The organism is Collinsella sp. AM38-1BH, from assembly GCF_003467545.1.
GTDB lineage: Bacteria > Actinomycetota > Coriobacteriia > Coriobacteriales > Coriobacteriaceae > Collinsella.
The window spans coordinates 1-21,151 of record NZ_QSHC01000005.1 but is presented as its reverse complement, the minus strand read 5'-3'; the positions used below and the strand labels follow the sequence as shown (position 1 = coordinate 21,151).

Annotated in this window: 14 protein-coding genes and 2 pseudogenes; 4 read left to right on the top strand and 12 right to left on the bottom strand. The window is 59.3% G+C overall.

What is annotated here, in order from left to right:
- Positions 1 to 15 precede the first annotated feature (15 nt).
- The 10 genes from pflA to DW870_RS03405 form a co-directional block, all read right to left on the bottom strand.
- The gene (gene pflA, locus DW870_RS03450) at positions 16 to 834 is read right to left on the bottom strand and encodes a pyruvate formate-lyase-activating protein (RefSeq protein ID WP_117766536.1); all 819 of its coding nucleotides are present in this window, start codon (positions 832 to 834) and stop codon (positions 16 to 18) included.
- 174 nt (positions 835 to 1,008) lie between these two features.
- On the bottom strand, positions 1,009 to 1,863 hold the full coding sequence (locus DW870_RS03445; protein WP_233504627.1) for a DegV family protein: 855 nt from the start codon (positions 1,861 to 1,863) through the stop codon (positions 1,009 to 1,011).
- Between the two features lie 276 nt (positions 1,864 to 2,139).
- The gene (locus DW870_RS03440) at positions 2,140 to 3,582 is read right to left on the bottom strand and encodes a glycoside hydrolase family 32 protein (RefSeq protein WP_117766532.1); all 1,443 of its coding nucleotides are present in this window, start codon (positions 3,580 to 3,582) and stop codon (positions 2,140 to 2,142) included.
- Between the two features lie 101 nt (positions 3,583 to 3,683).
- Positions 3,684 to 5,135: a PTS transporter subunit EIIC gene (locus DW870_RS03435; RefSeq protein WP_040358954.1), complete on the bottom strand. Its 1,452-nt coding sequence runs from the start codon at positions 5,133 to 5,135 to the stop codon at positions 3,684 to 3,686.
- Between the two features lie 45 nt (positions 5,136 to 5,180).
- Positions 5,181 to 6,563 carry a family 43 glycosylhydrolase gene (locus DW870_RS03430; protein WP_117743236.1) on the bottom strand — a complete coding sequence of 461 codons (1,383 nt, stop codon included), beginning with the start codon at positions 6,561 to 6,563 and terminating at the stop codon, positions 5,181 to 5,183.
- 184 nt (positions 6,564 to 6,747) lie between these two features.
- Positions 6,748 to 7,758 carry a LacI family DNA-binding transcriptional regulator gene (locus DW870_RS03425; protein ID WP_233504626.1) on the bottom strand — a complete coding sequence of 337 codons (1,011 nt, stop codon included), beginning with the start codon at positions 7,756 to 7,758 and terminating at the stop codon, positions 6,748 to 6,750.
- A 303-nt stretch (positions 7,759 to 8,061) separates the two neighbouring features.
- Complete coding sequence (gene grcA3, locus DW870_RS03420; protein WP_006234861.1) at positions 8,062 to 8,313, bottom strand: autonomous glycyl radical cofactor GrcA3; 252 nt, start codon at positions 8,311 to 8,313, stop codon at positions 8,062 to 8,064.
- A gap of 85 nt (positions 8,314 to 8,398) precedes the next feature.
- Positions 8,399 to 10,450 carry a formate C-acetyltransferase gene (gene pflB, locus DW870_RS03415; protein ID WP_022093918.1) on the bottom strand — a complete coding sequence of 684 codons (2,052 nt, stop codon included), beginning with the start codon at positions 10,448 to 10,450 and terminating at the stop codon, positions 8,399 to 8,401.
- Positions 10,451 to 10,919: 469 nt separating this feature from the next.
- A complete protein-coding gene (locus DW870_RS03410) occupies positions 10,920 to 11,936 on the bottom strand; it encodes a 2-keto-3-deoxygluconate permease (protein ID WP_117770077.1) in 1,017 nt (338 codons plus the stop codon).
- 108 nt (positions 11,937 to 12,044) lie between these two features.
- Positions 12,045 to 12,794, bottom strand: a complete 750-nt coding sequence (locus DW870_RS03405) for an SDR family NAD(P)-dependent oxidoreductase (protein ID WP_117770076.1) — start codon at positions 12,792 to 12,794, stop codon at positions 12,045 to 12,047.
- 364 nt (positions 12,795 to 13,158) lie between these two features.
- Between DW870_RS03405 and DW870_RS03400 the strand changes: the two genes are divergently transcribed.
- From DW870_RS03400 to DW870_RS03380, 4 genes are all read left to right on the top strand, one after another.
- Positions 13,159 to 13,608, top strand: a complete 450-nt coding sequence (locus tag DW870_RS03400; RefSeq protein WP_117840216.1) for a MarR family winged helix-turn-helix transcriptional regulator — start codon at positions 13,159 to 13,161, stop codon at positions 13,606 to 13,608.
- Positions 13,605 to 15,974, top strand: coding sequence for an ABC transporter ATP-binding protein (locus tag DW870_RS03395; protein WP_117847965.1), 2,370 nt, complete (start codon positions 13,605 to 13,607; stop codon positions 15,972 to 15,974). The genes DW870_RS03400 and DW870_RS03395 overlap by 4 nt, the downstream gene beginning before the upstream one ends.
- Positions 15,974 to 17,830, top strand: coding sequence for an ABC transporter ATP-binding protein (locus tag DW870_RS03390; RefSeq protein WP_117770074.1), 1,857 nt, complete (start codon positions 15,974 to 15,976; stop codon positions 17,828 to 17,830). The genes DW870_RS03395 and DW870_RS03390 overlap by 1 nt, the downstream gene beginning before the upstream one ends.
- A 577-nt stretch (positions 17,831 to 18,407) precedes the next feature.
- On the top strand, positions 18,408 to 19,439 hold the full coding sequence (locus DW870_RS03380; RefSeq protein WP_117769878.1) for a 3-deoxy-7-phosphoheptulonate synthase: 1,032 nt from the start codon (positions 18,408 to 18,410) through the stop codon (positions 19,437 to 19,439).
- 421 nt (positions 19,440 to 19,860) lie between these two features.
- Here DW870_RS03380 and DW870_RS09470 read toward each other — a convergent pair.
- Positions 19,861 to 20,289 (bottom strand): annotated as a pseudogene (locus DW870_RS09470) (transposase); the annotation flags it as partial.
- A 283-nt stretch (positions 20,290 to 20,572) separates the two neighbouring features.
- Positions 20,573 to 20,989, bottom strand: a pseudogene (locus DW870_RS09595) (transposase); the annotation flags it as partial.
- Positions 20,990 to 21,151: the final 162 nt, after the last annotated feature.

Here is a 21,151-nt window from a genome sequence, read left to right as displayed (position 1 = left end):
GGCAAAAATGGCTTGTTAGCCGATGGCCGACCTGAGCTCCGCACGGCGCTTTTTCATACCGGCCATAACGGCATTGCGCAGCTCGGGCATGCGCGCGGTATCCATCTGAGGTACGCCCTCAAGCTTATAGGGAATGCCCAGTTGCTCGTACTTGACGACACCCATCGTGTGATACGGCAGCATTTCCAGGCCCACCACGTTGTGCCATGGAGCGATGAGGCGACCGAGCTTCTCGCACTCCTCCACCGTGTCGGTAATGCCCGGCACCACCACGTGGCGGATAACGACCTTGATCTTGCGACGTGCAAGTTCATCGCCGAACGCCAAGATGCGTGCGGGATCGCAACCGGTCAGCTTTTTATGCTCGACCGGGTCGGCATGCTTAATATCGAGCAGTACCATGTCGGTCTCGTTGAGCACGGCATCGAACTTCTCGGGGTGGTTGGGGTCAAATGCATAGCCACAGCTATCTAGGCAGGTATGTACACGGCCATCGGGGTTGTTATGCATAGCACGAAACAGATCGGCCAAAAACTCGGGCTGCAGGAGCGGCTCGCCGCCGGACACCGTAATGCCACCGCTGCGATAGAACTCGTGGTTACTCTGGAACTCATCCATCAGGTGTTCGACGGTCACCATGGTGCCGCCGTTGACCGACCAGGTATCGGGATTGTGGCAATACGCGCAGCGCATGGGACAGCCCTGAACAAACACCACAAAGCGGATGCCGGGTCCGTCGACCGTTCCCATCGTCTCGATCGAATGCACGCGGCCAAGGGCAAACGCAGAGTCCTCGGGACGAGCGTCCACACCCTCAAGCGTCATTTCTGCCATTCGCGCTACCTTGCCTCTCCTTGGATGCAACCAATTAAAATGCCAGAGTCATTCTAGCCCATGCGTTTGCGTTTAAACGTCTCGGACTAGAACGGCACGTTTTAATCTATCCCCCATCACCATGGCTGGGGGCTACGTCGAGATGTCAGGCTGAAGAACGCTCGCCTGCGGCCTTTACGCCTTAAGCGTGAGCACCGCACCGAAGGCGGTCGGGCCGCAATGGCTCGAGATGACGCCGCCGACCTGAGTCCAGGTAACGTCCTTAAAGCCCAGATCATGCGCATAGACCTCCATGTCATCGCGCAGCTCCTGGGAAAGGCCCACCGAATACGCCAGGCCAATGTGCGAGTAGTCAATCTCGCCCTTCGCAACCATGTGGTCAATAAAGGCGCGGGCGCACTTGAGCATAGAGCCGCGGAACTTCTTGGTCGCCACGAACTTGCCGCCCGTCACCTCAATGCAGGGCTTAATCTTGAGCAGATGGGCGCCAAGGAATGCGACGTTGGACAAGCGACCGCCCGCCTTAAGAAAGGCAAGATCGGTAGGAACAAAGCCCAGCAGCACGCGGTCCATGACGGAATTCGTAAATGCAAAGATCTCGTCGACGGTGGCATCGGGGTGAGCCTCGATGTATTTGGCGGTCTCGACGACAACGAGCGACTGGCCTACCGAGACAAAGCGCGTGTCCATAGAGAACACGTAGTCGCGACCCTTGGCGGCGATCTTCGATGATTGATGCGAGCAGGTCGTGGCCTCGGAATACGCGAGATGCAGAATAGTCGCATCGGGCTGCTCAGCGTGAATGCGGTCGTACACGTGAGCAAAATCCGCAGGCGCGCAGCCGCTGGTCTTGGGCATCACGCCAAACTCGTTGCAGCGCGAATAAATCTCGAGCGGATCGATCGAGCCGTCCTCGACGGTCTCGTCACCAATCGTGACATGCATGGGCACGCGCACGATGCCGTAGCGCTCGCAGAGCTCCGGCGTCACATCCGACCCAGACTCAACCACGATTACGTACTTGCCCATTATTATCACGACCCATCTCGACATTGGCTTTTCAATACATGGCACGCGCCGCCGCACTGTTGCACAACGGCGTCCAAGCGCCAAAGAGACGCCGCCCCTTGCACACAACAAAGGACAGCGTCTCCCTGGAAAACTCCGTGCTTATCTAGGATTCCACACGGTTTATTAAGGAGGGTTACTTATTCCACAAACGGTCGCTATATGCGGTAAGCGGTAGTTGGCCGCGACAACTGCGACACATTCCGTCCAGCAAATCCAATCGTGCTCCACGCACGGTTAATGCACGAGGCGGTAGAAATTCATCGATGCCGCACCCTCGGCGTGCAGCTCCATCGCCGGAACCGCCGGCGAATAGGTACGGCTCGTAAGTGCCGCCTCGCCGCCATTTGCAAAAATCTCGACCATCGTAGTGTCCGAAAGCACGCGCAGGTCGCGAAGCTCGCTGAGCTCGATCAACCTCTGGTCGCGCCCATAGCCTTCGTCACCCATGTCGAGGGTAAGCATCCCGTCTGCATAGCGCACAAAGACACCCTTGCGGATTTCGAGCTCGATCACCTGGGCGCCCTCACAGGAAACCACAAGATCAAACAGGCGGCCCGGCTCCTCAACGGTTTCACCGCCTGTCGCGCAAACGCAGTCGCCGCGCATCCTCTCAATCTCGTGCACCGGCTGCTGACAGAGCTTACCATCGCGCATGCTCAGTTTTCTCGGCACCGTCAACGCGCACTGCCACCCGCGTGCCACCGTCGGGCTTTTTGCCGTCGCATCGGGGCAACCCGACCACCCGATCATCAAACGCCGACCCGCAGCATCCTCAAAAGACTGCGGTGCGTAGAAATCAAAGCCGGCATCGACCATCGGGGGCATGCCCTGCCCGGCGATCTTAAAACTCGGCGCCTCCCAATCGGCCTCGATGGGAAACCACACGCACTGGTGCGGATTGCGGTAACGCCATCCATCGGCGGACACACCCTGCGGACAGCAAACGAGAATAAGCTCACCATCGAGCTCAAACAGATCGGGGCACTCCCACATAAAGCCAAACTTCTCGCCCAACTCAATGCGCGTCGCATAGCTCCAGTCCTCTAGATTGCTCGAGGTATAGACAAGCACGCAGCCGCGGTCGTCTTTCGTACGAGCGCCCAGAACCATGTAGTAGATACCATCGTGTTCAAGGATTTTGGGATCACGCACGTGCGTACCGATATCGTCGGGGTAATCGACCGGCCCAACAGCTATGCGCTTCTCGCCCAATTCGTCGGGGTTCTCGGCAACCACATGAATCTGGTTTTGCTCACGGCCCGTCAACACGTAGTCGTAATCATCGCGGTCAAAATGCTTGACGTTGCCGGTATAGAAGTAGTGAATCTTGCCGTCGTGTACAAAGGCAGAACCAGAATACGCTCCGCTCGAATCCAAATCGGAATCGGGGAACAGCACAGGGCCGCGATTCTCGTACGTCACAAAATCCTTTGTTGTCAGATGATTCCAAAGCACTGGACCGCCATGCGCAGCATCGAATGGATCGTATTGGTGATAGATGTGATACGTATCACCGATCTGCACCAAACCGTTGGGGTCGTTGAGCCAGCCAAGCTCAGGCTCCACATGGAACAGGAGCCTATCGGGGTCGGACGCGATGCGACCCGCCGTCTCATCCTGTCCGGCACGCCACTGCTCATAGTCCGCGCGTGTCACCTTATTTTTTTGATTAAACATCGCCGTTGACTTTCTCGTCTATGGGGAAGGACGCTCGACTCACACGAGTCGAACGCCCTTCCCCAAATGGACTTATCCTCAGATTACGCTGAACGGCTCAACTAGAAGCTGACATCAAAGCCAGCACCAGCGCCCTCTTCATCAGTGGTCGGCACGCCCTTTGCCTTGTTGTAGGCAAAGATCAAGACGATCGGCACGATAAAGGCGATGAGATTGCCAGCCACATACCACACGAGCGTCTCGGGCGTGACGATGAGCAGGCCAAGCACGCCGGTCAGACCCTGACCGATGGCGCGCACCTCAAAGAGCTTCACGAAGGCACCGCCGCAGCCTGCACCGATGCAAGCGCAGATGAACGGGATGATCGAGTAGCGCATGTTTGCAGCAAAGATTGCGGGCTCGGAGATACCGACCAGCGTCGGGATAAAGGACGACATGCAGATGTTGCGCTCTTTGGAATGCTTCTTGTGAATGAGGTACATGCCGATGGCGCCGCCGCCCTGGGCGATGATGGAAACCGACCAGATGGCCTGGATGTAGTTGAAGCCAGTCGTGGCAACGAGGTTTGCCTCGATACCCTGGATGAACTGATGCGTACCGGTAACGACGAGCGGCTGCAGGAATGCGGCAAAGACAAAGGCACCGAAGACGCCCATCCTGTTGTACAGGATATCGATTACGCCGGCGAGGACGTCGCCGATCAGGTTGCCGAGCGGGCCGAACACGGTGAACAGGGCGACGTTAGCAAGAATCAGGGTAACGGTCGGGACAAAGACGAACGAAACGACCTCGGGGATGTACTTCTGGGCAATCTTCTCGACCTTGGCCATAAACCAGGCAGTCAGGATTGCAGGGAACACGCCGCCCTGGAAAGCAACCATGGGAATGGAGAGCGGACCGAAGTTCCAGTACTCAGCACCCGTCGGGTCCATAACGAACGTGTTACGGTTCATAAGGCTCGGGTGAACCATGACGATACCGACGAGGATGCCCAGGATCGGGTTACCGCCAAAACGCTTGACCGCGCTGTACATAACCAGGACAGGTAGGTAGTCGAAGGTGGTGGCGATAATGGCAAAGAAGCTTGCGAGGTTCTTGAGGAACTCGCTGTGATCGGCGAGGCTGCCCTCCATGCCAAAGAGGCCGTTGGCAACGATCAGCGACTTAAGGCCGATGATGATAGCAGCGCCGACGAAAGCGGGAATGATGGGGATAAAGATGTCCGAGAATACCTTGAGGACCGAGAAGAACTTGCCCTTCTTGTCCGCCTCGGCGCCCTTGACCTCGGAAGCGCTGATCTCCTTAACGCCCGTCAGAGCCATAAACTCATCGTAAACCTTGTTGACGGTACCGGTACCGAAGATGATCATGAGCTGGCCGCTGTTGTACAGCACGCCCTTGACGCCATCGATGTTCTCGAGCTCGGCCTTGTTGTACTTGCTCGTATCCTTGAGCACCAGACGCAGACGCGTAACGCAATGCGTGGCGCCCTCGATGTTCTCCAGACCGCCGACGTTATCGACGACTTGCTGAGACACTACTTTGTAGTCCATGTTCCTCTCCATTCCTTTACGAAAGCATAAGACGTTTTGATGCCATTACAGAGACGCGATCGTTGCATTTGCGCACTTAAGCGTACCGTCGGTGACCGTCAGCGCCACACCCTGGCCCTGCTTATTGCAGAATCGAGCGTTAAGCGCAACATCATCGACAAAGATGGTCGCGATGTCGTCGTCGACGACCAGGCGCACATGATGAGTGCCCTCGCCCTTAAAGAACAACGGACGCTCGAGGCCCATGTTGTTGACCTGGAACCACGGATACTGGGGGGCCGCCGTAAACTCGAGCTTGCCCTCACGCAGGTTGGCGCGGAACTCATAGGCAAGACCGGACTCGGCGTCCTCGGCAAGCTTCACCGAGAAGCCGGCAGCGTCACCGGCGAGCTCGATGTCGGCATCGAGCATATAGGTGGAACCGGCATCCGCGGCGAGCACCTGCTCGACCTTGCCCGACTCGCAGGAGAGCTCAAAGGCCTCGACTGCCTTAGCCTCGCCAAAGGCGCCAAGCATGCTATCAGGAAGCTTGGTGCCGAGCGTTCCGTCGGCACGCTGAACGATCTCGAGGGGCATAAAGGTGCCACCCCACAGGTAAGAGCTGGGGTCGCCGCCCTCGTCACGCGTAGGAACCCAACCAAAGAGAACGCGGCGCTCGCCGTCAAATGCGGTACGCGCGGCATAGTACGCGCGGCCATCGAAGGAATCGTCCGCAGGAGTGATCCAAGGACCGTTGATAGAGCGAGACATGCGGTAACGGGTCTTGTTGCCATCACTGTACTCGGAGAACACCAGATACCACCAGTCGCCCATCTTAAAGAGATCAGGCATCTCGAACATGGTGTACAGGCCCGGATTCCACCAGTCGCCCTGGAACTCCCAGGTATCCAGGTCCTTGGAGGTGAACTTGACCAGACGACCGGTCATCAGACGCTTGTCCTCGCCCACACGCGTGCCGAGGATGAGCATGTACTCTTCGTTCTCCTCATCCCAAAGCACAAAGGGATCGCGCCAGTTGCGGTCATCGTAACCCTCCTGGGGCGGAAGCAGCGTCTCGGCGATGTTCTTCTCCCACTTGACGGCGTCGTCACTCGTTGCGTGAAGAAGAACCTGCTTCATCAAGCGTGCCTTGACCTTATCGCGATTGCAACCAGTGTAGAGCGCATGGTACTTGTCGCCCACCTTAAACACCGTGCCGGCATAAACATACTGGTCGACTTCCTCGTCGCCGCCACGCTCAAGGCTCTCGCCAAAGTCTTTGTAATTGACGAAGTCCTTGGTTGTCGCGAGTGCCCAGCCAAACGGCTCTCCGAAAGGTCCGGGGTTTCGCGTGTCACGCTGATGATAGAGATAGAACGTGCCGTCCTCGCCGTACGGCATGATGTCGCCTACCCAAATTCCCTCAGGCTGGTAATACACCTTGTGCATCCGAGACTTCCTTTCTCACGAGATACTAACTCGGTACAACTGCAAGATATGTCAATCGTTTTCATATGTCAAACGTTTTCACACCAATACGTCTTTTCGCAGTTCCAGTCGTCGGCAAACGGTTGACATATGCCGGCGAACGGTCATCAGAGGTGTTTGAGGAATTCTTTTGGCACGGGATGAACTACGCGGTTTTACCCTCAATGAGTTCAACGGGGAGCTTGATATTCGATTCGGGCTTTTCGCCGTTAATAAGAGCAATGATGGATTGCGCCGCGAGCTCTCCGATGCGATCGATATCTTGGCGTACGGTTGTTAAGTCAGGCATAAACGTCATAGTGCGGCGGGCACCATCCGCGCCCACGACCTTAATATCGCCCGGAGCGCTCAAGCCGCGCTGCTTCATCACGTTAAGACAGATAGCCGCCATCGTGTCGTCTCCCGCAAAGATGCCGTCAATATCGGGGTTCTCATCGAGGATCTTCGCAACGACCGCGCTCTTTTCGTCGTCGGGCTTAACGAACTCGACCTCACGGACAAGCGCGGGCAAACCGGCCTGCTCAACAACATCGAGGTAGGCATCGGTACGCTTATTGGCAGGCATGCGCATGCGGCTATTGCTGCGCAGGCACAGGATGCGCGAACACCCGTCATCGATCAGGCGACGCGTGGCAAGTTCGCCGATACTATAGCTGTCGCTCGCAATCTGAACAGAGGCCTCGCCAAGGTCGCAGTCGATACCAACCAGACTCAAACCCATCTCGGCATACGCCTCGGCACCGATATTAAGCGAGTTGACAATGACGCCATCAACCATATTGCGCCGAAGCATATCGATATAAGAACGCTCAAGATCAGGTCGATTGGCACTATTGCACAGCAGCATCTTAAAACCGTTTTCGGCCAGGGTACGCTCAACGGCTTGAACCGCTTGTGCATGAAACGGGCTGCTGACATAGGGGACGATCATACCTATTAGATTCAGGCGACCGTTGAGCATGGCACGGGCGATATCGTTGGGCGTATAGTTGATGCGCTTCATCGCGGCATGGACCTTATCGCGGGTCTCTTGGCTAATATAGCCGCGATTATTAAGCACGCGAGATACCGTAGTAGGCGAAACCCCCGCCACCGCTGCAACTTCCTTGATGCCAGGCTTAGCTGAATCCTTAGAACGAGCGCCCTCGCGAGCCATAGCAACCTCCCCCATCAACATGTCATACGTTTACATACGAACAAAGCATACCCCAACAACAGCGGGAAGACGGTAACAGCACAAGTAAGTAAACGACTCATCCAAATAATTAGGAGAGTTCCGCCTAAAGGGTGACTCCAAAGGACCCCACATGGCCGGTTTTGGGTTATTTTCCAAAACATCCCGCAGGACGCAAAGAGGCTCCGCCGCGCAACGCGCGCAGCGGAGCCTCTTTGCATGTCCGAGGACGTTTTGGGAAATAACCCAAAACCGGCCCCAGTAATCCTACAGGAGTTGAACCCTTTAGAACTTGTCGTGGAAGGTACGCGCAATGACCTCGTCCTGCTGCTCCTTGGTGAGCGTGTGGAAGTTCACGGCATAGCCGGAAACGCGGATGGTCAGCTGCGGGTACTTCTCGGGGTGAGCCTGAGCGTCGAGCAGCGTCTCACGGTTGAAGACGTTGATGTTCAGGTGGTGGCCACCCTTCTCAGCGTAAGCGTCGAGCATGTGGACCAGGTTATCGGCCTGAGTCTCGGAAACTTCAGAAACCTTCATAATGTGTCTCCTTCGATTAATAGGAGCCGGCCGAAACCGGCGCGCTAATCAGTAATCGTTATTGTTAGTATAGCACTAACAATAGTTACTCGCCCAGCTGATCAAGGTCGATATCGCCAAAGAACACCTGGTCCTCCTTGCCGAGCGCACTCGGGATGATGGAGAAGGTGTTGGAGATGCCGTCCTGAGCATCGCGGAACGGGAGCTTGGAAACCGAAGACAGCGAAGCGATGGCGCCGTGGCTATCGCGCTTGTGCATGGGGTTAGCACCCGGGGCGAACGGCTGGCCAGCCTTGCGGCCGTCGGGCGTGGAGCCGGTCTTCTTACCGTACACGACGTTGGAGGTAATGGTCAGAACCGAGGTCGTGGGCACGGAGTTGCGATAGGTGTCGTTCATGCGGATGTACTCCATGAACTGGTGCACAACGTCGTGAGCGATCTGGTCGACGCGGTCGTCGTCGTTACCGTACTTGGGGAAATCGCCCTCGGTCTCGAAGTCGACGATGATGCCGTTCTCGTCACGGACGGGGTGGACCTTGGCGTACTTGATGGCGGACAGGGAGTCAGCCACGACGGAAAGGCCAGCGATGCCCGTAGCGAACCAGCGGTGCACGTGCTTGTCGTGCAGAGCCATCTGGATGCGCTCGTAGCAATACTTGTCGTGCATGTAGTGAATGATGTTCAGCGAGTTGACGTACACGCCAGCGAGCCACTTCATCATGTCGTTGTACTTGGCCACAACGTCGTCGTAATCGAGCGTATCGCCCTCGACGGCGCGGTACTTGGGGCCGACCTGCTTCTTGGAGACCTCGTCAACACCGCCGTTGAGTGCATACAGCAGGCACTTAGCCAGGTTGGCGCGAGCGCCGAAGAACTGCATCTCCTTGCCAATGCGCATGGAGGACACGCAGCAGGCGATACCGTAGTCGTCGCCGTGATAGACGCGCATGAGGTCGTCGTTCTCGTACTGGATCGAGGAGCTGGCGACAGAAGTCTTGGCGCAGAACTTCTTGAAGTTCTCGGGCAGACGGGTCGACCACAGAACGGTCATGTTGGGCTCGGGGCTGGTGCCCATGTTCTCGAGCGTGTGCAGGTAGCGGTAGCTCATCTTGGTAACGAGCGTACGGCCGTCAACACCCATGCCGCCGATGGACTCGGTGACCCACTGCGGATCGCCGGTAAACAGGGCCTGGTACTCGGGGGTACGGGCAAACTTGACCATGCGGAGCTTCATGATGAAGTGATCCACGAACTCCTGGATCTGCTCCTCGGTGAAGGTACCGTTGGCAAGGTCGCGCTCAGCGTAGATGTCGATGAACGTAGAGGTACGGCCGATGGACATAGCGGCGCCGTTCTGCTCCTTGACGGCAGCGAGGTAGGCGAAGTACATCCACTGGATGGCCTCCTGCGTGTTGGTAGCAGGGTTGGAAATGTCGAAACCATAGGTCTCGGCCATCATCTTGAGCTCGCCGAGGGCGCGGATCTGCTCCTGCAGCTCCTCGCGATCGCGGATGTTGTCGGCGGTCATGACCGTCGGGGTGGAAGCCTTCTGGGCCTCCTTGTCCTTAATCAGGTAGTCGACGCCGTACAGGGCAACACGACGGTAGTCGCCGATGATGCGGCCGCGGCCATAGCCATCGGGCAGACCGGTGATGATGTGAGCCGAGCGGCAAGCACGCATCTCGGGGGTGTAGACATCGAAGACGCCGGCGTTGTGGGTCTTGCGCTCGAAGGTGTAGCGCTCGACAACGTTCTCGTCGACCTTATAGCCGTGCTGGCTGGCAGCCTGGCAAGCGATGCGGATACCGCCGTTGACGTGCAGCGCGCGCTTGAGCGGCTTGTCGGTCTGGAGGCCGACGATGGTCTCCTTCTCGCGGTGGGCGTTATCGATGTAGCCAGCGGGGTGGCTCACGATACCCGTGACGGTCTTGGTGTCCATATCGAGGACACCGCCCTGCTCGCGCTCCTTAAGCAGCAGGTCGAGAACCTCGCCCCACAGCTCCTTGGTACGCTCGGTCGGGCCGGCGAGGAACGACTCGTCGCCCTCGTAGGGGGTGTAGTTCTTCTGGATGAAGTCTCGGACGTCAACCTCTCCCGTCCAGATGCCTTCCTTGAAGCCTTCCCATGCCTCCTGCATTGTGTAACCACGCTCCTAGTTACGTGTAATGCGGCGCTCTCTCACACCGCTGCTTATTGAATTCTTGAATGTTCGGCTTGCACTACCGGCTTCTTCCGTTCTTCACCACACGTTGGTGTAGGGAAAACGTTTATCCACCTTGGAACTACAACCCAAAACCCAAGATTTCACCCGTTTGAGAAGGATAACATAGCGACCCTCTCCATCTGGGCTGTTATATGTTTCTTTTTTTATATCATAATGGCGTTTTTTACAAACCCGCAGGAAATGCGAGCGCGAACAACTACCGTTCACCGATTTCTTTGGTATTTTTCCTTGCCTTTGTACGACGTTCACTCTAGCTGTTATGTCAGCTTTATCAGGGTAAAGTACCCCAGAGACCCTTCAGAAACTGAAGGGCGGCCACGGGATTTCCCCCAGGGCCGCCCTATGGCGTGGCTAGTTATTTAGCTTTGATTGCCGTTTGGCATTAGGCGGCTGCGGAAGCCTTGTCGGTCGTTGCCTTGCTGTTGCTCTGCTGGCCCTCAAAATGCTTGTAGCACCAGCTGGTGACCAGCGGGGTCAATATAGCCGTCACGATTGCGCAGGCAGCAACCTGTGCCGTAGCCGTCGCGAGCACGGCGCCACCGTACGTGGCCCCGTTGACGCTTGCCATGGCAGCAGGCGTAGCCACATTGGCTCCGGCGCAGCTCGAAATGGCCGCACCTGCGACACCCGTGCCGCCCGTGAGCTTGTCGACCGCGATGACGGGAATTGCAAAGATCACCGAGCAGATCACGCCGAGCAGAATACCGGGAAGACCGCCATTAATGAGCTGGCCAAAGGTCATGGTCGAGCCCATGGCAAAGAAGACGAGCACGATGACGGCGGAAAGTGCCGGTGCCATCATCTTCTTAAAGCTGGGGAAGACGTTGCCCAGAATAATGCCGACGACGATCGGCAGGATGGCACCCACGAGCGACCAGCCGATCGGAGCCTGGCCGGCAGCGCCGAGCACGATCATCGTGACCGGAGGGCCGACAACGAGCGTGGTGATTGCGACAGCGCCACGCTCGGCCTCATTGCCCATGGTGCCCATCAGACCAGCGTACATAGCGTTGTTGGCGCCGGTGCAAGCCGCCAGCATCACCATGGCAGAGATGCCAAACAGGTTGTCGTTGAACACATAAAGGATGAGCAGCGACACGGCAACGACCACGATTTGCTTGACGGCGATGATGATGGCACCGCGGGCAGCGGCGGCAGGAGCACTCTTAAACGAAATCGTCGTACCGACGATAAGCAAAAAAGCGCCCACGAGCGGGCCTGCACCCTGCTGGGTCATGCCAAGCGTAAAGCTGCCGAGCGTTTTGAACAGATCGGGGAATAGCGTGTTGAGCAGGCAGCCCAGCAGAAGCGGCACCAAAATATTGGCACCCGGGATGGAGGACATCTTAAAGAACGGCTCCTTTGCCGCCGGCGCCTCCACCACAGTCGATTCACTCATTTATATCTCCTTTTGATGCGTGTGGCACGCGGTCGCACGCTCCTGTGCCAGAAAGAAGGCGACGGTCCCGAGTCGCAGGAGCCGTCGCCGAATTAACGTCGCGGGGTATTACCCGTCCAGAACGATGCCACCGTCGCAGTCACCGATCTCGCCGTTCACGAAGCTGGCGAGGTCGGAGGCAAAGAAGAGCACCATCTGCGCAGGCTCGCTGGCCTGGGCGGCACGGCCCAGAGGAATACCGTTGATGATGCGCTGAGAGTTCTCGTCAGAGAGAATCGAGGTCATATCGGTCAACGTGAGCGACGGGCACACAGCGTTGCAGCGAACGCCGAACCTACCGCCCTCCTTGGCGACTGCCTTGGTTAGACCGTTAACACCGGCCTTGGAGCTCGCGTAAGCCGCGGTGCCGAGCAGGCCGCCGCCGATCTTGCCAGCAACAGAGCTCACGTTGACGATAGTGCCGGCATGGGCAGCCTTAAAGTGCGGGTACACGGCGTTCATCATGGTAAAGGTGCCGTTGAGGTTGATGTCGATGGTACGGCGCCACTCGGTGTCGTCGATCTCGTCGAACTTCTTGGTGCTGATGACGCCAGCGCAGTTGATCAGGATATTGGTTTGCGGCAGGTCTGCGAAAATCTGTTCGACGGTCTCGCGCGCCTTGGGCGCATCAGCGACATCGAGCTGATAAAACTTGTTGCCCTCGCCAAGCTCGGCCACAGCGGCCTCGCCCTTAGCAGCGTTCCTTGCGATGAGCGCGACATGTCCGCCGCCCGCGACGATGCCCTTGGCGATCTCGAGGCCAATGCCCTGAGTGCCGCCCGTGACAATCGCGGTCTTGCCCGTGAAGTCAAATGCCATGACTCCATCCCCCTTTATATAAGGTGTCTCCTCGCGGGAAGTTGGAGCATCGCACGTGGCGATTATATGAGTCCCAGTCGTCATGGTGGTGACAACCCCTCGCCTAACCGCGTGCATGATAGTTCTTTGAAACGCTGCAATTCTTGAATGATTTTAATTCTTTATGCGTTCTTTATATTGCCTAGCAACCAGGTAGTTTTTGGGACATGCCTAGAGATCTGCCCTTAACTTTGCTGGCACCGACGGTGTACGGAGATCGCCTAAAGGCAGTTTTCTAGGCATGTCCCAAAAATCTTCCGTATAGGGCGCGCGTGCAGGGGTATCATCTTTCACCGAAAATAGTTTCTAGTGTTAGGGGTTTTCGGTGGAAGATACCGATTTCCATGAGCTTGGGAGTCAGCTCCTTACCGAGTTTGGCGGCATTCACCAGCGCGTTTCGCGCTTTGTGGACAAAGCTCTCAGCGGCGAGATGGCTGTCATGCGCGCCCTTATGCTCGCTGGCGGTTCGCTCACGCCGAGCGAACTCGCTGATCGCGCCTGGGTCTCGAACGCCCGCATTGCCAATATCCTACGCGCTCTCGAAGCCAAGGGCTGGGTTGAGCGTGAGCACTCAAAGACCGACCGTCGTCGCGTACACGTCATAGTGACCGACAAGGGATTCCAGGATCTCGAAATCAAACGCCGGGAATTCGAGGACCGCACCGCGGCTTTCCTCGAACAGCTCGGCGAAACAGATACCCAAGAGATGGTGCGTCTTCTAAGGCGTGCCAACGAAATTATCGACCACAATCAAGAAAGGAGAGATGCCGAGTGAGGATTCTCAAGCTCTTTAAAAAGCATGTCCTGGCACTGCTCGCAGCTATCGTACTTATCGTAATCAGCTGCAACGCCGATCTGGCGCTGCCTACCTATATGAGCGACATCGTCGACGTGGGCGTGCAGCAAGGCGGCATCGCCTCGCCCGTGCCCGACACCATTCGCGCCGAATCGCTCGACGACCTCGAACTCTTTATGAGCGCCAAGGACGCCAAAGCTGTGGAGGCCGTGTTTAGTAAGGCGGACAATAACGGCATTCGAACGTACAAGGGCACCGAGGAGGAGCGCGGCGACGGCGACAAGATTGCCGACATCATGAGCCTGCCTGAGACCGTCGTGCTCGCCTTCAACCAGGGCATTGACGCCGACTCCATGGGCGACATGACCGGCGCATCCACCGAGGCAAGCGATGGCGGCGCCGCTCAGGCCATGCCCACCCCCGAGCAGATGGCAGCGATGACGCCCGAGCAGCTCGCCGAGATGCAGCAGAAGGCCGCAGCCGCGCAGAGCATGCAAAAGCAGATCGACGCCGACGGCGGTAAGATCACCATGAAGAGCCTGCGCCTAGGCGTTGAAGGCGGTCTTATCGATCAGGGCAAGCTCGTCGAGGGCGCCAACCAAATGGCAGACAAAATGGGCTCCATGTCGGGCTCCATCGTCACCCAGCGCGCCGTGAGCTATGTGCAGGACGAGTACAAGGCACAGGGCATCGACCCCGCCGACGTGCAGAACGCCTACCTGGGCCGCATGGCGACCACGATGTTTGGTCTGTGTCTGGTGTCGCTCGTCGCCACCATCCTGACCGGCGCCGTGGCGTCGCGCACCGCCTGCTCCATCGCCCGCGACCTGCGCCGCGAGACCTTCAACAAGGTTATGCACTTCTCGCCGGCCGAGGTGGGCAAGTTTAGCCAGGCCTCGCTCATCACCCGCTGCACCAACGACATTCAGCAGATCCAGATGGCCGCAACCCTGTTTATCCGCATGTGCCTGATGGCTCCCGTCATGGGCATCGTCGCTGTCATGCGTGTCCTGGCCAACCACACCGGCCTGGAGTGGACCATCGCCGTGGCCATCATCGCGGTCTCGGCCGTCGTCGGCGTGCTCATGGGCCTCACCATGCCCAAGTTCAAAAAGATGCAAAGTTACGTGGACCGTGTGAACCTTACCGCCCGCGAGCTGCTCGACGGTCTTATGCCCATCCGCTCGTTCAACCGCGAGGAGCATGAGCTCGAGCGTTTTGACAAGGCGTCGCTCGACCTGATGACCACGCAGCTCTACACCAACCGAGCCATGAGCTTTATGATGCCGCTCATGATGCTCGTCATGAACTGCATCACCGTGCTCATCGTCTGGTTTGGCGCCCAAGGCGTGTCCGACGGCGTGATGCAGGTCGGCAACATGATGGCGTTTATCTCCTACACCATGCAGATCGTTATGGCGTTTATGATCCTCACCATGGTTTCGGTCATTCTGCCCCGTGCCGAGGTCGCAGCCGAGCGCGTGGAAGAGGTCATCACCTGCCCCACGAGCATCAACGACCCCGCCTCGCCCAAACTGCCCACGGCCAGCGCGCCGCGCGGTGAGCTCACCTTCCGCGACGTGAGCTTCCAGTATCCCGATGCCCGCGCCGACGTCATCAGCGGCGTGAACTTCACCACGCATGCCGGTCAGATGCTCGGCATCATTGGCTCCACGGGCTCGGGCAAGTCCACGCTCGTACAGCTGATTCCGCGCTTATACGACGTCACGGGCGGCAGCATTTCGCTCGACGGCATCGACGTGCGCGACATGACCCTTTCCGAGCTTCGCCGCCGCATTGGTTACATCCCGCAGCAGGGTCGCCTGTTCTCGGGCACCGTCGAGAGCAACCTCAAGTTTGCCGGCGACATGGTGAGCGATGATGACATGCACCGGGCGGCACGCATCGCCCAAGCCGAGGACTTTATCGCCGAGCGCGAGGGCGGCTACGACTCCCCCATCAGCCAGGGAGGCTCCAATGTCTCGGGTGGTCAGCGCCAGCGCTTGGCCATCGCCCGCGCATTGGCCAAAAAGCCCGAGGTTGTGGTGTTCGATGACTCGTTTAGTGCCCTCGACTACAAGACCGACGCGCGCCTGCGCGAGGAGCTGGCCAAAAACGTTACCGACGCCGCGCTCGTGGTCGTGGCCCAGCGCATCGCGACTATCATGCACGCCGACCAGATTATCGTGCTCGACGACGGTCACGTGGTGGGCACCGGTACGCACGAGGAGCTGCTGCACAGCTGCCCGGCGTACCTGGAGATCGCACAGTCACAGCTTTCCGCCGAAGAGCTGGGGCTTACCCAAGAAGAAATTGCAGCCGTCACGGAAGGAGGCGAGCGCTAATGGCAGACGAGACCAAGACTCAGATTCCCAAGCCCACCCGCCAGCGTGGTCCCATGGGCCGCATGGGCGGCATGCGTCGCGGCGAAAAGGCCAAGGACTTTAAGGGCACCATGAGGCAGCTGCTCGGCTATATCGGCCAGCACAAGATTGCCGTGCTTGCCGCCGTCGCCTTTGCCGTGTGCTCGGTCATCTTTAACATTGTGGGACCCAAGGTGCTCGGCCAGGTTACCACCAAACTGTTCGAAGGCCTGGTTGCCAAGGTCAACGGCACCGGCGACGTCGACTTTGCCTGGATCGCCAAGACGCTCGGCTTTTTGCTCTGCCTGTATCTGGCAAGCTCTGTTTGCAGCCTCATCCAGGGCTGGCTCATGACCGGCGTCACGCAAAAGATCTGCTATCGCATGCGCAAGGAGATTGCCGCCAAAATCGCCGTCGTGCCGATGAGTTACTTTAACGGCCACAGCAAGGGCGACGTACTCAGCCGCATCACCAACGACGTCGACACGCTGGGTCAGTCGCTCAACCAGAGCGTGACGCAGCTCATCACGTCGATAACGCAGATTATCGGCGTGCTCGTCATGATGCTGTCGATCAGCCTGCCGCTCACCGGCGTCACCGTGCTCACGCTGCCGGCAGCCGCGATTATCCTGGCCGTGATGATTCACTTCTCGCAGCCGTACTTCCGCGAGCAACAGCAGGTTCTGGGCGCGGTCAACGGCATTATCGAGGAGGACTTTGCCGGCCAGAACGTCATTCAGGTGTTCGACCGCGCCGAGGCCTCGATCGAGGAGTTCGACCGTCAAAACGACCGGCTCTTTATTAGTGGCTGGCGCTCGCAGTTCCTATCGGGCCTGATGATGCCGCTTATGAGCCTGGTGGGTAACATGGGCTACGTGGGCGTCGTCGTGGTGGGCGCGCAACTTGCGCTGACCGGCAATGCCACGCCCGGCGACATCCAGAGCTTTATCCAGTACGTGCGCAACTTTACGCAGCCGGTGCAGCAGCTGGGCAACGTGAGCAACACGATGCAGTCGATGGCCGCTGCCACCGAGCGCGTCTTTGAGTTCCTAGCCGCGCCCGAGGAGGAGCAGAAAGCCGACGCGCAGATTCCCGAGAAGCGCCCCGGCCACGTGGAGTTTGACCATGTCAAGTTTGGCTACACGCCCGACAAGACCATCATCCACGACTTTAGCTGCGAGGCGCAGCCCGGCCAGACCATCGCCATCGTCGGCCCCACCGGCGCCGGCAAGACCACGCTCATCAAGCTGCTGCAGCGCTTCTACGATGTGGACGGCGGTTCGCTGCGCGTCGAGGGCATCGACGTGCGCGATTGGGATCGCGCGGCGCTGCGCGGCGAGTTTGCTATGGTACTGCAGGATACCTGGCTGTTTAACGGCACGATCCGCGAGAACATCCGCTACGGACGCCCCGACGCGAGCGATGCCGAGGTCGAAGCCGCTGCACGCGCCGCACGCTGCGACCACTTTATCCATACGCTCGCCGGCGGTTACGACTTTATGATCAACGAAGAGGGCACCAACCTCTCGCAGGGTCAGCGCCAGCTCGTGACCATCGCCCGCGCCATTCTGGCCGACCGTCCGGCGCTGATTTTGGACGAGGCGACCTCCAACGTTGACACTCGCACCGAGGAGCTTATTCAGCGTGCCATGGATGCGCTGATGCAGGGCCGTACCAGCTTTGTCATCGCGCACCGCCTGTCCACGATCCGCAACGCCGACGTGATCTTGGTAATTCGTGACGGCGACATCGTCGAGAAGGGCACGCACGACGAGCTGCTCGCCCAGGGCGGCTTCTACGCCGACCTGTACAACTCGCAGTTCGACGAGGCGGCGTAGATACGGCCGCAGAGAAATGATGACGCCCGAGAACGGGGGCGCAGGACACCCCGCCCCCCCGTTTTGTGTCCTTCGAGCCTCGAAACGCCTTCCCCGAGACCTCATTGACGGCGCTTTCCAGACCCCGTGGGCAAAAAAGGGCAAATATGAGTACTGTCACCTTTTTAGTAACAGCCAAAACCACCTCAAACGACCTCTTTGCGGCCCCTATACGCCTTTGAATTAATCAAAACGCCCGTTAGCAGGCTTCTGTCTGCCAACGTTAATGAACATATTTATCACTTTGTCTATTATCTCGCTAGACGGATATGTTACTAGGTGAGCAACAGTACTCATATTTGGCATTTTTTGCCCACGGAGTGTTTCCTGGGGAACCGGCAACAGCCTTAGGGTTCCGCGTGGCGCAGCTCCCTCCCGGCATCCGCCGACGTTTGCCCAGATAAAACCTGCCAAAATAAACCTGTCCCTTTTTGGCAGGTTTCGGGGTGACAAGGACTTGCACTTTAGCGTGCGACAGCGGATAATGCCGAGCATTCGACAATGTTCTCATTGCCATCAATTGATTGAGGAGGCCCCTATGGCCATGGAATTCAAACGCAGGCTGCCGATCCCCATGGAGATCCGCGAGGAGATGCCGCTTTCCGCCGAGCTTACTGCCAAAAAGCAGGCATTTGACGCCGAGGTCGCCAAAGTCTTTACCGGCGAGGACGCGCGCAAGGTACTCATCATCGGCCCGTGCTCTGCCGACCGCGAGGATTCGGTGCTTGAGTACATGAACCGACTGGCCAAGGTCGCCGAAGAGGTCAAGGACAAGCTCATCATCATTCCGCGCGTCTACACCAATAAGCCGCGCACCAAGGGCACCGGCTACAAGGGTCTTCTGCACAACCCCAACCCCGAGGCTCCCGACGACCTGCTCGAGGGCGTCAAGGCCATCCGCCACATGCACCTGCGCGTCATCGAGGAGACCGGCTTCTTTACCGCCGATGAGATGCTCTACCCGTCCAACTACCAATACCTCGTCGACCTGCTGAGCTATGTTGCCGTGGGCGCACGCTCGGTCGAGAACCAGGAGCATCGCCTGGTGTCGAGCGGCATTTCGGTACCCGTCGGCATGAAGAATCCCACTGCCGGCTCTACCACCGTTATGCTCAACTCCATTTACGCCGCGCAGGCGCACCAGAGCTTCATCTTCCGCAACTGGGAGGTCGAGTGCGACGGCAATCCGCTCGCGCACGCCGTTATGCGTGGCTACATCGGTCTCGACGGTCGCACCTACCCCAACTACCACTACGAGCACCTGGAGCGCCTGGCCGAACGCTATACCGAGCATGCCGGCTATGCCAATCCGGCAGCGGTCATCGACTGCAACCACGACAACTCGGGCAAGCGTCCGCTGGAGCAGTATCGCATTTGCAAGGAGGTGCTCGACAGCTGCCGCCGCAACGAGTCCATCTCCAAGCTGGTCAAGGGCTTTATGATCGAGTCCTACCTGGAGGATGGCAACCAGCCGGTCGACGGCGGTGTCTTTGGCAAGTCGATCACCGACCCGTGCCTGGGCTGGGAAAAGACCGACTACCTCATCCACGAGATCGCAGAGCGTATTTAGTTACGCGGTTTGCCAAACCGCGTAACGGCTCGACGCTGCAAACGCCCCTAAGCGGCAACCTGACGTTCAATCGTCGGTCGCGTACCGAAGTACGCTTCCCTCCTCTTTCACGTCACCTTGCTCGCCTAGGGGCGTTTTCGCTCATATGACCCAATCCGCTGTCAAGAGCCACAATGGCCCCGCCGACCGCTTGCAATCGGTCGGCGGGGCCTGCCGTTGAACCCGTCCCGGTCCGCCCCCGGCATGTCGTCGACGCCTTCGGCTCAGTCTCATATCCGCGGATACCGTTCTGTCGGCCCGCACTCCATTCCTTCGGCGGGGCTCCCCAAGTCTGACTACGCGCATGCGGCCGCTGCCGCGCGCCCAGCGAAAGCGGGGGTATCCCCGAAGGCTGCCCGGCTCGCCGGGACGGGGGCTATGTCTATTCGGTTGCCTCCCGGCACATCGCGCCGAGGGCCCACAGCCACCTCACGAGCTCGGCGGCGGTGGCGGCGTTCGCCTTCGCCTGGGGCATGCCCCTGGCGAGCATCTCCTCGCGGCGCCGGAGCAGGCGCTCGGAACCCTTCCTCCCGTGCATCCTCACCTCGAGCGGGACGCCGCTGCCCTTGGGCATCAGCTTCGGTTGGTGGCTCGCCTGGACGTAGCTCCAGGACCCCTCGACTGCCAGCCTCCTGACGAGCGCGTTGCCGGCCCCGCTGATCCCGCCGAGGCGCACGGAGTCCGCGCTCGACCTCTGCTTCGGGGCGAGGCCGAAGTAGGACGTCACCTGCCTGCCGGAGCGGAACCTCGAGAAGTCGCCGACCTCGGACGCGAAGGCGGCGGCGAGCGCGAACCCGCACCCCTTGATCGACTGGAGCGCCTCGACCTCCGCCGAGAGGGGGCCCGCCGCGACGGCGGCTCCCCGCGGGGGGGGGCCCCGCCGCGACGGCGGCCCTGTACTCGGCGAGGAGGTCGTCGCGCGTCTCGGCGGCCGCCTCGACCTCGCTCCTCAGCGCCGCAAGCGCCCGGATGCCGCCGTCGTCGGCGGGCCGGACCTTGTCGAGCCACCTGAGGAAGTCGTACGTCCAGTACCTCCGGGGGTTTCCGGCCGGCGTCGTGCCGCCGTAGGCGTAGCCCCGGCGGGCCAGGAACGCCAGGAGCCGCTGCTTCGCCGCCGCGAGCCTCGCGGTCGCCGCGTCGTGGGCCCCGGCGAGGTCCCTGAGCCCCTCGATCTCGGGGGACGGCACCCATACCGGGGTGACGTCGTGCGACAGTATCGCCTTGGCCATCCTGGCCGCGTCGTTGCGGTCGTTCTTGGACGAGAGGTCTGCCGACGACCTCGGGACCCTGGAGACGGCCGCGACGACGCAGTCGACGCCGAGCCCGGAGAGCTCCCTCTGCGGGGCGAAGCCGAGGTAGCCGCTCTCGTAGGCGGCGAGCGACGGGCCGGGGAAGCCCGACATCCACTCCGCGACCTCGCCCCAGGGGTTGCCGCGGAACCTCCTCGTCACGGCCTCGCCCGTCTCCGCGTCGAGCGCGCAGACGGTGGTGGACCTGAGGTGTACGTCCATTCCGAAGGCGGTAGAATATCTAGGCACGGGAGCCTCCCAACCTCGTTGCGGCGCGGCTGCGCCTCTGGCACTTCAACAACATTGTCGCAGCCCCGACCCGCGGTCACGAGCGGGGGCTCCTGTCGTTTCCGTGCCCCTGGATTGGGTCATAGTGTCTGACTT